12 protein-coding genes and 3 tRNA genes are annotated in these 13,987 nt (G+C 50.2%); 5 read left to right on the top strand and 10 right to left on the bottom strand.

Annotated elements, in window-relative coordinates:
- The first annotated feature begins 68 nt into the window (after positions 1 to 68).
- Complete coding sequence (locus ACQRBJ_RS13310) at positions 69 to 551, top strand: cytidine deaminase (protein ID WP_294969797.1); 483 nt, start codon at positions 69 to 71, stop codon at positions 549 to 551.
- 79 nt (positions 552 to 630) lie between these two features.
- Here the strand turns inward: ACQRBJ_RS13310 and ACQRBJ_RS13305 are convergent, their stop codons facing one another.
- The 9 genes from ACQRBJ_RS13305 to spt form a co-directional block, all read right to left on the bottom strand.
- Complete coding sequence (locus tag ACQRBJ_RS13305; RefSeq protein WP_445303893.1) at positions 631 to 1,461, bottom strand: tetratricopeptide repeat protein; 831 nt, start codon at positions 1,459 to 1,461, stop codon at positions 631 to 633.
- A complete protein-coding gene (locus tag ACQRBJ_RS13300; RefSeq protein WP_445303892.1) occupies positions 1,462 to 2,916 on the bottom strand; it encodes a right-handed parallel beta-helix repeat-containing protein in 1,455 nt (484 codons plus the stop codon).
- Between the two features lie 42 nt (positions 2,917 to 2,958).
- Complete coding sequence (locus ACQRBJ_RS13295) at positions 2,959 to 3,660, bottom strand: LrgB family protein (RefSeq protein ID WP_256621031.1); 702 nt, start codon at positions 3,658 to 3,660, stop codon at positions 2,959 to 2,961.
- Entirely contained in the window at positions 3,660 to 4,091 is a 432-nt protein-coding gene (locus ACQRBJ_RS13290) for a CidA/LrgA family protein (RefSeq protein ID WP_294969804.1), read from the bottom strand. Before ACQRBJ_RS13290 ends, ACQRBJ_RS13295 begins: the two co-directional genes overlap by 1 nt.
- 181 nt (positions 4,092 to 4,272) lie before the next feature.
- Positions 4,273 to 4,839 (bottom strand): cytidylate kinase-like family protein, encoded by a 567-nt coding sequence (locus ACQRBJ_RS13285; protein ID WP_153122311.1) that lies wholly within the window; start codon positions 4,837 to 4,839, stop codon positions 4,273 to 4,275.
- A gap of 78 nt (positions 4,840 to 4,917) precedes the next feature.
- Positions 4,918 to 4,991: transfer RNA gene (locus ACQRBJ_RS13280), tRNA-Pro, on the bottom strand.
- 39 nt (positions 4,992 to 5,030) lie between these two features.
- Positions 5,031 to 5,104 (bottom strand) — tRNA-Pro (locus tag ACQRBJ_RS13275).
- A gap of 36 nt (positions 5,105 to 5,140) precedes the next feature.
- Positions 5,141 to 5,214: transfer RNA gene (locus tag ACQRBJ_RS13270), tRNA-Pro, on the bottom strand.
- Between the two features lie 230 nt (positions 5,215 to 5,444).
- Positions 5,445 to 6,635 carry a serine palmitoyltransferase gene (spt, locus tag ACQRBJ_RS13265; RefSeq protein WP_294969807.1) on the bottom strand — a complete coding sequence of 397 codons (1,191 nt, stop codon included), beginning with the start codon at positions 6,633 to 6,635 and terminating at the stop codon, positions 5,445 to 5,447.
- A gap of 194 nt (positions 6,636 to 6,829) precedes the next feature.
- On the opposite strand from spt, the gene ACQRBJ_RS13260 reads away from it, so the two are divergent.
- The gene (locus ACQRBJ_RS13260) at positions 6,830 to 7,870 is read left to right on the top strand and encodes a YegS/Rv2252/BmrU family lipid kinase (protein ID WP_294969810.1); all 1,041 of its coding nucleotides are present in this window, start codon (positions 6,830 to 6,832) and stop codon (positions 7,868 to 7,870) included.
- A 128-nt stretch (positions 7,871 to 7,998) separates the two neighbouring features.
- Here the strand turns inward: ACQRBJ_RS13260 and ACQRBJ_RS13255 are convergent, their stop codons facing one another.
- Positions 7,999 to 8,799: a tRNA1(Val) (adenine(37)-N6)-methyltransferase gene (locus ACQRBJ_RS13255; protein ID WP_445303891.1), complete on the bottom strand. Its 801-nt coding sequence runs from the start codon at positions 8,797 to 8,799 to the stop codon at positions 7,999 to 8,001.
- A gap of 220 nt (positions 8,800 to 9,019) precedes the next feature.
- Between ACQRBJ_RS13255 and lon the strand changes: the two genes are divergently transcribed.
- The 3 genes from lon to ACQRBJ_RS13240 all read left to right on the top strand — a co-directional run bounded on the left by lon (position 9,020) and on the right by ACQRBJ_RS13240 (position 13,969).
- Entirely contained in the window at positions 9,020 to 11,479 is a 2,460-nt protein-coding gene (gene lon, locus ACQRBJ_RS13250) for an endopeptidase La (RefSeq protein WP_294969815.1), read from the top strand.
- 2 nt (positions 11,480 to 11,481) lie between these two features.
- A complete protein-coding gene (tgt, locus tag ACQRBJ_RS13245) occupies positions 11,482 to 12,609 on the top strand; it encodes a tRNA guanosine(34) transglycosylase Tgt (RefSeq protein WP_445303890.1) in 1,128 nt (375 codons plus the stop codon).
- Between the two features lie 208 nt (positions 12,610 to 12,817).
- Positions 12,818 to 13,969, top strand: coding sequence for an LptF/LptG family permease (locus ACQRBJ_RS13240; protein ID WP_441933526.1), 1,152 nt, complete (start codon positions 12,818 to 12,820; stop codon positions 13,967 to 13,969).
- Positions 13,970 to 13,987: the final 18 nt, after the last annotated feature.

Below are 13,987 nucleotides of genomic sequence, written 5' to 3'. Positions count from 1 at the left end.
AAGCAGATGAGCAGATTCTGCTTTTTGTAGAAAGAGAATCGGAATAAAAACCTATAAAAGAGAAACTTATGAAAGAGAAAGAATTAAAGATCCAATACCAGATAGCTGAGCTCTCGGAGTTGGGCGAAACAGAGCAGGAGTTGGTGAAGAAGGCGATGGACGCTACGAATCATGCCTATGCCAACTACAGTCATTTCTACGTAGGTGCAGCCTGTCTTCTTGCAGACGGCAAGATGGTGATAGGTGCCAATCAGGAGAATGCGGCATTCCCATCGGGACTATGTGCCGAGCGCAGTGCTATCTTTGGTGCGCAGAGCTATTATCCTGAGCTGGCGATTACCACCCTGGCGATAGCTGCCCGCAATGAGAACGGTTTCCTCAAGTCGCCTATTTCGCCCTGCGGTGCCTGCCGCCAGGTGATATTGGAGATGGAGGACCGCTATCAGAAGCCCGTCCGCATCCTGCTCTATGGCGAGAATGGCATCTTCTGCTTCCACAGCATCAAGGACCTCCTCCCCTTCTCTTTCGTGGATGCGAACATGAAGGAATAAAGGTTATTGCCCCATGCGCCCTGAACCAACGGTCGATGACCGTTGGTTCAGGGCGTGTGGCGAATCGGGGCGATTTGTCTTATTTCAAACCTCCTAACATGTGGCGAATCTGGGCGATTCTTGCCTTTTCATTGGGAGTGTTCCTATACTTCAAATACCCTTCCAGGGAAAGCTCGAAGCATTCCTTCGCCTTCTTCCTTTCTTCTGCCGATGAACCCGAACTTTCCGATGAACCCGAAACCTTTTCTGAAGACCCCGAACTTTCCGATGAACCCGAAACCTTTTCTGAAGACCCCGAACTTTCCGATGAACCCGAAACCTTTTCTGAAGAAGAAGCCCCCGGACTTTCTGCTGCGAAGAGATGGCAGAAGCCCAGGCGATAATAGGCATCAGGCTTCTCATTATCCCAACAAATAGGCAGCATCTTCCCGTAGAGCGGCAAGGCACGGTCATATTGCTGGAGCGCAAAATAACTCTCCGCATCCATCCAGTAATAGAGCGAAAGCTCATGGGGAGCCAAACCCTGCAACTGCGGAAGCACCTCATCAAAGAGCCGGATGGCTTCGGCATACTCCCACTCATAATACAGGCACACCGCCAGATAAGCCCGGTAGCGGGGATTCAACTTGTAACGCCTGTTGAGCGGCTGGAGCAACACCAGGCACTCATGAAACTTCTCGGAAGCGAAGTAATCCAATGCCCTCGCCAGCTGCTCGGCATCCGCCTTCCTATCACCCTTCTTCTCTTGAAAGGAAGCGCTTTCCGCTGCCGTTTCCGAGCGGTTCAAGGACGGGCTGAAGGCACAAAAGCTCCTACCCCCAGAAAGGGCCAAAGCTCCAATACCCGGCACTGCCCAACCCGGCAAACTTCCCCAGACAAGCAGACTGCCAACCAATATCCTAAACTTCATCTACTCCTCCTCCCCATCATCATACTCCGACTCATAGCAGCCGGCATCAGGCGTCTCCTTTCTTCTCAATCCATTCCTGTCTACAGGCAATGAGGTGGCTGCATCAGCCTTTCCTATCGCTGCCGACTCCTTGCGAAGACGGAAATCATACTTCAGATTATCGGTATTGAACAGCACGAAATGCTTCTCGCCATACATCGTGGTATCCTTCACATCCTCATAAATGACATTGGTAAACTTCAGACTGTCGTCCCCCTGCATCTTCTCCGTGCGCAACACGCAATGGTCGAAGAGGAAATTGAAGGCATCCTCCTCTTTCGGAGCCTCCCAAACCACCTCATCATCATGATAACCCGTTACGAGCGAATTTCTCACCTCGAAACGAGGCAACGGAGAGGCAAAACCGATGGCCGACTCGCGACGACCATCAAACGGATAGAACTGGGCAATGGTGCAGCCGTTTACCTCAACATCTCCACCCTCTACATAGAGCGGATGTTTCAGGCAGTTGGTTATCTGCGAGTTATAAATCTGCACCTTGGCAGAATCAACCCTCACTCCGTAGCCCTGACTGTTATGAACCGTAGCATTCTCGATGAGCAGCTTCTGCTTCGTAGCATCGCCCGGTTCTATCATCACAGCATTGTAGGCACTATGAATATCAGCAAACGAAATCCTACAGTCATGAGCCGAAGACATCAGTCTGATGCCCTGCCATTGTCCCGGCGTGCGGTCATAAGGCAGATAATCGAACATGTGGTCCAGTCGGTCGCCCCGCATCACCACTTCCCTGTCCTTCTCGCCCTCAATCTTCAGCGAACCGAACACCTGCAAGCCTGCATTCTCGTGGAAATAGAGTTGGGTGCCCGGAGCTATGGTCAGCGTAGCCGCCGAATCAACCCTGATGCCGCCATAAACCACAACCGGCAACGTGCTCTCCAGAAGCTTGTCTTCCTTCACCTCAAGCGAATTGAGTATCATTGCATCCCATGAAAACGCCCTCAGATTCACCTTCTGCTCCACGCCGCTTTCCAGCGCAAACACCAGGTTATCGCTCACCAGCTGCGGCTTTTCGCTGTTCTGCATCGCCGTAGTCAGCTCTACAAACACGCGTATGCTGTCACCCTTCCTGATCTCCACATTCTGCGTCTGGAATCCCGCTTCGCTGCCCAGATAAGATCCGTCAACATTCACCCGGTAGCCTTTCTGGTTACCATTTTCCAGACGCACCGACTGGCAGCGCAGCCCCTTGCCCGTACGGTTGTAAACCCAGAAGCTTCGGGTAGGCGTAGGCACATTCGAGAAGGTGGTGTCCATCTTCAGCGTATCTACCGAAAACGACAGCACATCTCCCCTCGACGTTGAGAAACTCTCATCGTCGGCACAACTGGTAAGCAGGGCGCTCATCGCCATCCCCACACCCATTATATACAAAAATCCCTTTTTCCGTTTCATATCTATAAAAACGGAAAAAGGGAAATATTATTGTATCTGATTCTACATGAACAGGGCAAAGATAGAGGCACCCACAACCGTCATCACACCGCAGACCACGATGCTCAGACTGCTCATGGCACCCTCGATGGTACCCATCTCCATCGCCTTGGCAGTACCCAGGGCATGGGCAGAACAGCCGATGGCGATACCCTTGGCTATCGGTTCCTGGATGCGCAACAGCTTCAGGAACTTCTCGGCAAAGATATTGCCCAGCACACCCGTAACGATGATAACTACCACTGACACAGCCACATGGCCGCCCAACTCCTCAGACACGCCGATACCTATCGCCGTAGTGATGCTCTTAGGCAGGAAGGTGACGTAAGAGGCATGGTCGAAATGGAAAAGCAGGGCAAGCAGCAATACGGAGCACAAACTGGCAAGGACACCCGACACGATGCCTGCCACCACAGCCCGATAGTTCTTCTTGAGCAATTCTACCTGCTGATACAGAGGAACAGCCAGACAGATGGTGGCTGGAGTAAGCAGATAGCTGATCATATTGGCACCGGCAGAATAGGTCTTGTAGTCTACACCCGTAAGGAGCAACACGCAGATTACCAACACGATAGCAATGAGAAGGGGATTCATCAGCGACCACCCCGTCTTCATCTTCAGCAGCATACCGATACCGTATGATGCCAGACTAATCAGAACTCCGAAGAACACGGAATCCTGGAAAAGCGAAATAGAACTCATCATCATTTCTTTGCCTCCTTTTCTGTCTTGTTTTCTGAAACTTCTACACTTGCAAGGCTTTCAGCAGTCTTCTCCTGCTGCGCCTTCATCCGGTTCTTGCGGATTACCATCTGGGTAATCCATCCCGAAACACCCATCACGATGAAGGTGCTCACCACCGTCACAATGATATACTGCAGCCACGAATTGCCTATCGCCTGCCAGGAATCGATGAGCCCCACGGCAGCAGGGATAAACATCACCGGCATGACGGCAATCAGAAAGCTGCTCGTCTCACGAATATCCTTCACCTTAATCCATTTCAGCTCCAGTGCCCCGAAAAGCAAGATGATGCCATAGATACTGGCAGGAATCGGCAACGGCAGCAGGAAATGGAGCAGTTCTCCCGCAAAAGAGAACGCTATGATTATCAAAAATTGAATTAAAAACTTCATCCTGAATTACTTTTTACTTTGAACTTTGAACCTTGAACTTTGAGCTTTGAACCTTGAACTTTGAGCTTTGAGCTTTGAGCTTTATGATTACCCATGCCCCCCTGAGCCACCGTTGAATCCGATTCCATCGGATTCCCTCCCCAGGAAAGGCCAGCAGGAAGCCCAAAAGCAAACCTCTCTTTTACAACAACCCTATATACTGTTCAATGATGCTGGCAGTCTTTTCTGCCCCCAGGCGCACGGTATCGAGGCAGATGTCATAGTCATCGGCATTGCCCCAGGTAAGCCCGGTATAATACTTATGATAGGCGATGCGGCAGTCATCCGCATGCTCCACGAACTCCTCAGCCTCCAGTCTTCCCAGACCTTCCTCATGGCGGATATTCGCAATGCGCTCCTCAAGATTGCCCTTCAGGAACACCGAAACGAGATCCTTGCGGTCGCGGAAGATATAATTGCCGCAACGGCCGATGATGATGCAGTTCTCCTGCCCAATCATATCCGTCAATACCTGAATCGGCTTTTCGGTGAGCGCCTTCTGAGGCTCACCCAGGGAAGACATGGCAAAGAGCAGCTCGTCTACCGGACGCTCATCAAAGAACGACTCCATCTCATCAAGCACCCCATGCTCCCGTGCCATATCCATCAAAGTCTTACGGGTATAGAAAGGGATGCCATAATGTTCAGCCAGCAACTTGCCCACATGAACAGCGCCACATCCACATTGGCGCGCAATCGTAATAATCATAACTCTAAAACTATTAAACCAAAACCTATATATGCCAAGAAAGCTAAGAAGATTTGACTCTTCTTAGCTTTCTCGAAGTCGGGGCGACAGGATTCGAACCTGCGACCACCTGTTCCCAAAACAGGAGCGCTACCGGGCTGCGCTACACCCCGCTAACAATAGAAGCGATAACCAGAAGCAATGATTTGAAGTCGGGGCGACAGGATTCGAACCTGCGACCACCTGTTCCCAAAACAGGAGCGCTACCGGGCTGCGCTACACCCCGCTTCTAAACCTACCCAAGGACTATCTGAGAGAAATGTCGGGGCGACAGGATTCGAACCTGCGACCACCTGTTCCCAAAACAGGAGCGCTACCGGGCTGCGCTACACCCCGTCTTTTTCTCTATGATAACCTCTTATCATTTAGGGCAAGTATCATTTCTGATTTGCGGCTGCAAAGGTACAACATTTTTTTTGTTTCACCAAATTTTTGAATAACTTTTTTCTAAAAAAGATTCTTTTCCCTCTGTTCGCCTGCCTTTATATACGAATATAGGGCAACTTCATACCGAAATCGCCCTATATACCTTATTATATATAATATATATGATTGCTCAATACATACTACTTGATGATTCCCTCTTCTACGAAAATCTTCTTCAAAATCTGGACAGCCTGCTCAACCTGGTCTCTTGTGTGAGTAGCCATGAGGGCAAAACGTACCAATGTATCCTGAGGAGCACATGCTGGAGGGATAACAGGGTTGATGAACACACCTGCATCATACGCCATCTTGGTAACCACGAAGGTCTTCTCTGCATCGCGTACGTAAAGAGGAATGATAGGACTCTCTGTCTCACCAATCTCGAAACCTTCCTCACGGAAACGCTTCAATGCATAGTGGGTAACATCCCAGAGATTCTCGAAACGCTCTGGCTCATTCTGAATGATGTGGAGTGCCTCAAGCGCTGCTGCTGTAGCTGCAGGAGTGTTGGATGCACTGAAGATGTAGGTACGGCAGTTGTGACGGAGGAAGTTGATGGTATCCTTGTCTGATGCGATGAAACCGCCGATAGATGCCAAGCTCTTTGAGAAGGTACCCATGATGAGGTCTACCTCATCGGTCAGACCGAAGTGGTCGCAAACGCCACGTCCCTGCTTGCCGAATACGCCAAGGCCATGAGCCTCGTCTACCATGATAGAGCAGTTGTACTTATGCTTGAGCTTTACGATCTCAGGCAAGTTAGCCAAATCGCCCTCCATAGAGAACACGCCATCCACAACGATGAGCTTGATAGCATCCTCAGGAAGCTTAGAGAGCACACGCTCCAGATCTTCCATATCGTTGTGCTTGTAGTGAAGCTGGGTAGCGAAAGAGAGACGGCGACCGTCTACGATGGAAGCGTGGTCGCGATCATCACAGATGATATAGTCGTTACGACCTACCACACATGCCAACACACCCTGGTTCACAGAGAAACCAGTAGAGAAGCACAATGTCTCATCCTTACCCATAAACTCAGCGAGCTCTTTCTCGAGCTGCACATGTAAATCGAGGGTACCATTGAGGAAGCGGCTTCCTGCACAGCCAGAACCGTACTTGTCGAGCGCAGCCTTAGCTGCATCGATAACGCGCTGATCGTTGGTTAAACCCTGATAAGCATTAGAACCGAACATCAAAATCTTGTGACCGTCTATATCGGTAACCTCGGTCATCTGCTTACTTGTGATTTCACGGAAATATGGATACACACCGGCAGCCATATACTTCTGTGGTTCACGATAATTCTTGTATCTTTCTTGTAATTGTCCCATTATTAATAGGTGTACTTTATTTTCGATTTTTTATTTTTCTACATTTCAGGGTGCAAAGATACAAAAAAAGACTAATAAATCCGCTATTTTCCTAAGAAAGTTTATTTTTAGCGTTTTTTTTAATGATAAATCTTGCCATTTTAGGTATTTTTATTACTTTTGCAGTACAAAATCACTAAACTCTTGACACAAAAATGAAGAAAAAGATAATATTCATCATGAATCCCATTTCGGGAACAGCCAGCAAGGCTGGCATTCCGAATCTGATAGATTCAACTTTGGACAAAGAGCTTTTTGAGTACGAGATAAAATTGACTGAAAGAGCAGGACATGCATCGGAACTGGCTACAGAGGCTAAGAACAATCACGCTGACATCGTAGTGGCAGTAGGCGGTGATGGGACCGTCAACGAAGTAGCCCGTTCGCTGGTTCATTCGGACACGGCCCTTGGCATTCTGCCTTGCGGTTCGGGCAACGGACTGGCACGCCATCTTCTCCTGCCGATGAACCTGAAGAAGAGCATCGAGGTAATCAACGCAGGCAAGATTCACGACCTCGACTATGGCGTCATCAACGGTCATCCATTCTTCTGCACCTGCGGCATGGGCTTCGACGCCTTCGTCAGCATGAAGTTTGCAGAGAGTGGAAAACGGGGACCTATCAGCTATGCTGAAAACATACTGAGAGAAGGACTGAAGTATGAGCCGGAGACGTATACGCTGGAAGACGAGACGGGAACCAAGCAATACAAGGCGTTCCTGATTTCCTGCGCCAACGCATCGCAATATGGCAACAATGCCTATATTGCCCCACAGGCTTCGATGAGCGACGGACTGATAGACGTTGTCATCATGGAGCCGTTCGATGTGATTGAGGCTCCGCAGGTCAGTTTCGACATGTTCAACAAGACACTCGACAAAAACTCGAAAATCAAATCGTTCCGTTGTAAGAAGTTGCATATCACGAGAAGCCAGCCTGGCGTGATACACTATGACGGCGATCCGGTTATGACGGGAGCCGAAATAGATGTTCATCTTGAAGAAAAAGGCATCAAGATGGTAGTTAACCCGTTTGCTGACAAGAGCGTACGCAAGCCAAACATGATACAGAATGGCATTGCCGAGTTCTTCAACGACCTGAATGCCGTGCGCGACGATATCCAAAAGGACATCCAGCGACAGAGCAAGAAGGTGGAAGCCATCAGCAAAATGGTGCAAAGGAAACTGAACCTTTGATATTGTGATTAAAGAGTAGTGAGTAGTGATTAATTTGCCTGCGGGTTGACATCATCCCTGTGCAATTACCCACTAATCACTACTAAACAATCACTACTCACTAATAATTAATCACTACTAAATAATCACTATTCCAGATAAAATTCTTCCGTAATTTTCGCATACCATTCAGAGCGGTTTCCTTCAGAATCCGTCATGATTTCCGTGCACTTATCCATCATGCCCGCACGACGCTTGGAGAAGGCAACAAGATAGCGCTTGGGCTGCTTGCGCTCCACCGTCTTCACACCACACTGTCGGACAATTGAAAGTCCTGAGCAATAGGCTTCTGAAACAAAAGACTCCAGCACATCGGCTGGCACTATCGCAGAGAACACGCCCTCTTCGGAAAGCCATCGCCTGACACCCTTCATCAGAACCGGAAACGGCAGACTGTCAGAATGCCGAGCCATCGCGCGCTTACTGTCAGGATTTTTTAACCCATTCACAAAGAAAGGCGGATTGCTTACTATCGCATCGAAAAGCATTCCGTCAGCCCTAGCCGCTTCCGACTTTTCCATCATTTTCTCATCCTCCTTCATCACCTTGCCATTCCCCATTTCCATCCTTTCATCCTGTCCCCTCAACAGATGTTCTTCAGAAAGATCCTGCAAGGCGCAGCACGCTATCCCTACCCGGTCGGCAAAAGGACTGGCTGCCACATTCTCCCTAGCCTGCATGCAGGCATCCGGATCAATATCTATTCCCCAAACCTGAGCCTCAGGGAAACGCTGCGCCATCATGAGCGAGATAAGTCCCGTACCCGACCCAATGTCGAGTATACGTTGTCCACCCTCAGCCCATGCACCCAGCAGCACCCCGTCGGTGCCCACCTTCATCGCACAGCGATCCTGCTGTATTTCAAACTGTTTAAATGTAAATCCAGCCATAAATCTTCTCTCGTTATTTTTTATTTTCCAAAACTATCCATTTCAGAGATAATAACGTGCAACAGTGCCATATATTGTAAAATATCGGGAAAAAGACTGTCTTTTGTCACTCATAACGGAGATAAATCGGCTTTTATTTATTAAATAATCTATACTTCTACACGAATTCGCAAAAAAATGAGTAACTTTGCACCTTAAAAATAAGAATTCGATAAAAGAAATGAAAAGAAACGAAACTCAGATACAAATGTTTGCCGATTTCGAGGGCGATCCAAGCTCATTGCTCACAGAAAATCCGGCAGGAATCTATCCGATGCTCTGCACCAGAGAGCTCGTTGCCTTTCCTACTGTGCTCATCCCTATCGTCGTGGGGAGAGCTGCCAGCAAGAATCTGGCAGAAAAACTGGCTAACAAGCCAAATACCATCTTCTGCGTCTTCTGCCAGAAGAACAAGGATGAAGACCATCCAAAGGAAGCCGACCTTTATGATACCGGTGTCTTCGCCAAACTCGTAAAGGTAATCAACATGCCTGACGGTTCGGGCAACCAGACCATCATCATCCAGTGCCTGAGCAGATGTCACCTGGAGAAAATCGAGAAAACCACTCCATACTATAGCGCCAGCGTAACCAGTCTGCCGGAAATATGGCCAGCGGAAAACGATACCGATTTCCCAACCATCCACCAGACACTCCTGAAGGAAACCATCAGCTATATCAACGCCAACGATAATATCCCTACCGACCTGGCTTATGCCATCAACGAGATGTCGCATAGCACCATCCAGGGAAACTTCATCTGCAGCGCCATCCCTTTCAGCATCGAAGACAAGATGAAGATGCTGGAACAGGACACACTGAACGACCGTCTGCTGGAAGCCCTCAGGGCTTTGCACAAGGAATCGAAACTGCTCCACCTGCAGAACGAAATCAGCATGAAGACCCGCTATGACCTGGACGAGGAACAGAAGGAATACTTCCTGAAACAGCAGATAAGAAACATCAGAAAGGAACTGGGAGATGGAGACGGAAGACCGGAGAGAAAGGAAATCATAGAGAAAGCCAAAGGAAAGAACTGGAACGAGGCCACTCAGAAGATATTCAAGAAGGAACTTGCCAAGCTGGACACCATCCATCCGCAAAGTCCAGACTACTCCATACAGATAAGCTTCCTGCAGACCATGGTAGACCTGCCTTGGAATGAATATACCGAGGACGACCTGAGTCTGTCGCGCGCCAAGAGAATACTGAACCGTGACCACTACGGCATGGAAAAGGTGAAGGAGCGCATCCTGGAATACCTGGCTGTAAGAGCACTGAACGGCGGACAGAAGAGTCCGATACTCTGCCTCTACGGTCCTCCGGGAGTTGGAAAGACCAGTCTCGGCAAGAGCATCGCCGACGCCATGAAGCGCAAATACGTGCGCATGTCATTGGGCGGTCTGCACGACGAGGCAGAAATACGCGGTCATCGCCGCACCTATATCGGAGCCATGCCAGGACGCATCATCAAGAACATCCAGAAGGCTGGCAGCAGCAACCCTGTCTTCATCCTCGACGAGATAGACAAGGTGGGCAAGAATAACTTCCAGGGAGACCCGGCATCGGCTCTGCTCGAAGTGCTGGACCCGGAACAGAACAACGCCTTCCACGACAACTATCTGGATGCCGACTACGACCTCTCGAAGGTTCTCTTCATCGCAACAGCCAATGACCTGGGAAGTATTCCACGCCCATTGCTCGACCGTATGGAGCTGATAGAAGTGGGCGGATACATTACCGAGGAAAAGATAGAAATAGCCAAGCGCCACCTGGTACCTACGGAACTGGAGAACAACGGCCTTGACAAGCAGGAGGAGAAAATCAGCTTCAACAAGGCTGCCCTGGAATGCATCATCGAGCACTATACACGCGAAAGCGGAGTAAGACAGCTGAAGAAGCAGATCAACAAGTGCCTGAGAAAGGTGGCATACAAGATGGCATGTGACGGCAAGCTGGAGCATCCTACCATCGGCATGGACGAGGTGAAGGAACTCCTGGGCAATCCCCCATTCAACCGCGACATCTATCAGGGCAACGACTATGCCGGAGTGGTAACCGGACTGGCGTGGACCTCTGTGGGCGGCGAGATTCTCTTCATCGAGACCTCATTGAGCCGTGGCAAGGCAGGCAAGCTGACCCTTACCGGCAATCTGGGCGACGTGATGAAGGAGTCGGCAGTCATCGCCCTGGAATACATCAAGTCGCACATCGACCTGCTGGGCGCAGACTACCGCATCTTCGAGAACTGGAATCTCCACATCCACGTACCGGAAGGAGCCACTCCGAAAGACGGTCCGTCGGCAGGTATTACCATCGCCACCAGCATCGCCTCGGCCATCACCCAGCGCAAGGTTCGTAAGAACACAGCCATGACGGGCGAAATCACCCTGCGCGGAAAGGTTCTGCCAGTAGGCGGCATCAAGGAGAAGATACTTGCAGCCAAGCGCGCCGGCATCACCGACATCGTAATCTGCAAGGACAACCGCAAGGACATCGAAGAGATTCCGGCAAAATATCTCAAGGGCGTATCCTTCCACTATGTAGAAGACGTGGCCGACGTATGGGAATTTGCCCTCACCGATGAAAAGGTAAAGCACCCTATCGACTTCACCATTCCAGAAAATGACAAAAAGAATTAAAAATGAAATTTGAATTACAAGTAACAGATAAGGCTAGCGATGCACGCACCGGCATCATCACCACCGACCACGGACAGATCAAGACTCCTATCTTCATGCCAGTAGGAACGGTGGGCAGCGTGAAAGGTGTACACTTCGAGGAACTCAAAAAGCAGGTGAAGGCTCAGATCATCCTGGGCAATACCTATCACCTCTATCTGCGTCCGGGACTTGAAGTAATCAAGGCTGCAGGCGGACTGCACAAGTTTAACGGCTGGGACCGCCCTATCCTCACCGACAGCGGCGGCTTCCAGGTATTCTCGCTCACGGGCATCCGCAAGCTGAAGGAGGAAGGTTGCGAATTCCGCTCACACATCGACGGAAGCAAGCACTTCTTCACACCGGAAAACGTGATGGATACGGAGCGCATCATCGGTGCCGACATCATGATGGCTTTCGACGAATGCCCTCCGGGACAGAGCGACTTCCAGTATGCCAAGAAGAGTCTTGAACTGACCCAGCACTGGCTGGACCGCTGCCTGAAGCGCTTCAACGAGACCGAACCGCTCTACGGCTACCAGCAGAGCCTCTTCCCTATCGTACAGGGCTGCACCTTCCCGGAGCTCCGCCGCGAGGCAGCCAAGTTTATCGCAGACAAGGGAGCAGACGGCAACGCCATCGGAGGTCTGGCTGTAGGCGAGCCTACCGAGGTGATGTATGAGATGATAGAAGTGGTGAACGAAATCCTGCCAAAGGACAAGCCACGTTACCTGATGGGCGTGGGTACCCCTCAGAACATCCTGGAAGCCATCGAGCGAGGCGTAGACATGTTCGACTGCGTGATGCCAACCCGCAACGGAAGAAACGCGATGCTCTTCACCTACAACGGCACCATGAACATGCGCAACAAAAAATGGGAGATGGACTTCAGCCCAGTGGATCCGGACGGATGCGAAATCGACCAGATTACCAGCAAGGCATACCTGCACCACCTCTTCAAGGCACAGGAACTCCTGGCGATGCAAATAGCCAGCATCCACAACCTCTCGTTCTATCTGCGACTCGTTACCGATGCACGCCAGCATATAGAGCAGGGCGACTTCGTACAGTGGAAGCAATCTGTCATCGACCAGCTCGGCAGAAGAATTTAAATTACTGAAGTTAGGAGTAAGAAGTCTCAGGAGCATGGAGCCCCCGACGGCTCCTGCTCCCGGAAAATACTGATTTATGAAAGATTTTAAATACATCAGAAAACATCGCAGAAGATTAAAGTTCGGCAGAACCATGGCTCGAAGATTCGGATGGCTCACCGCTGCCCTCAGATGGCTGGGCAGAAAACTGAGCTGGATGGGAAAGGTCATGCGATGGATTGGGCATAAACTGCGATTCCTCAAGGTGCTCAAGTATCTCAACCCACTGAGATACATCAAACGATTGGACTGGTATATCATCAAGAAGTTCGTAGGCTACTACTTCTTCTCGATAGCGCTCATCATCACCATTGCCATCGTGTTCGACTTCAACGACAACCTGTCGAAGTTTACCGAGTATCATGCACCGGCACGAGCTATCATCTTCGATTACTATGCCAACTTCGTGCCATACTTCGCCAACCTCTTCAGTGCGCTGTTCGTGTTCGTAGCGGTCATCATGTTCACCTCCAAGCTGGCAGGCAATTCCGAGATCATCGCCATGCTGGCATCGGGAGTATCGTTCAAGCGCCTGCTTCGCCCGTACATGATTACCTGCATGTTCCTCTCGGCACTCTCCTACACGCTCTCTGCCTATGTGATTCCGCACGGCACGGTCATCCGACAGAACTTTGAGACGATGTACAAGAACAAGAAGAAGAATACCTCTGCCGAAAACGTACAGCTGCAGGTGGACCGAGGCGTGATAGCCTACATCCAGCATTACGACAACAACTTGAAGAGGGGCTACGGATTCTGTCTAGACAAGTTCCAGGAAAAGAAACTGGTGAGCCACCTGACGGCATCAGAAATACAGTATGATACCATCAGCGACTCCAAATACCACTGGAAACTTACCAACTGGAAGGTACGCCGACTGCATGGCATGAAAGAGAAGATTACGAGCGGAATGAATAAAGATACGCTCATCACCATGGAGCCAACCGACCTGGTCTACTCCAAGGGACAGCAGGAAACCTTTACCAGTCCGGAGCTGAAGGATTACATCTCCAAGCAGATCAACCGCGGTTCGGGCAATGTGGTACAGTACAAGGTGGAGTATCATAAGCGCATCGCCTCCTCCTTCGCCTCATTCATCCTCACCATCATCGGCGTGTCGCTCTCCTCACGCAAGCGCAAGGGCGGCATGGGTAAGGCTCTGGGACTGGGTCTGGCTTTGAGCTTCGGCTATATCATGCTGCAGACCGTCTGCGCCACCTTCGCCATCCAGGCAAACTTCCCGCCGATGCTGGCGGCATGGTTGCCTAACATCATTTACGCCTTCGTGGCATACTTCTGCTACCGCAAGGCACCGAGATAATAAACATTGAAAAAAGAA

Source organism: Prevotella sp. SGI.167 (genome assembly GCF_050313615.1).
GTDB lineage: Bacteria > Bacteroidota > Bacteroidia > Bacteroidales > Bacteroidaceae > Prevotella.
Note: the sequence above shows the minus strand (reverse complement) of the source record. Positions and strands in the feature narration are given on the sequence as shown.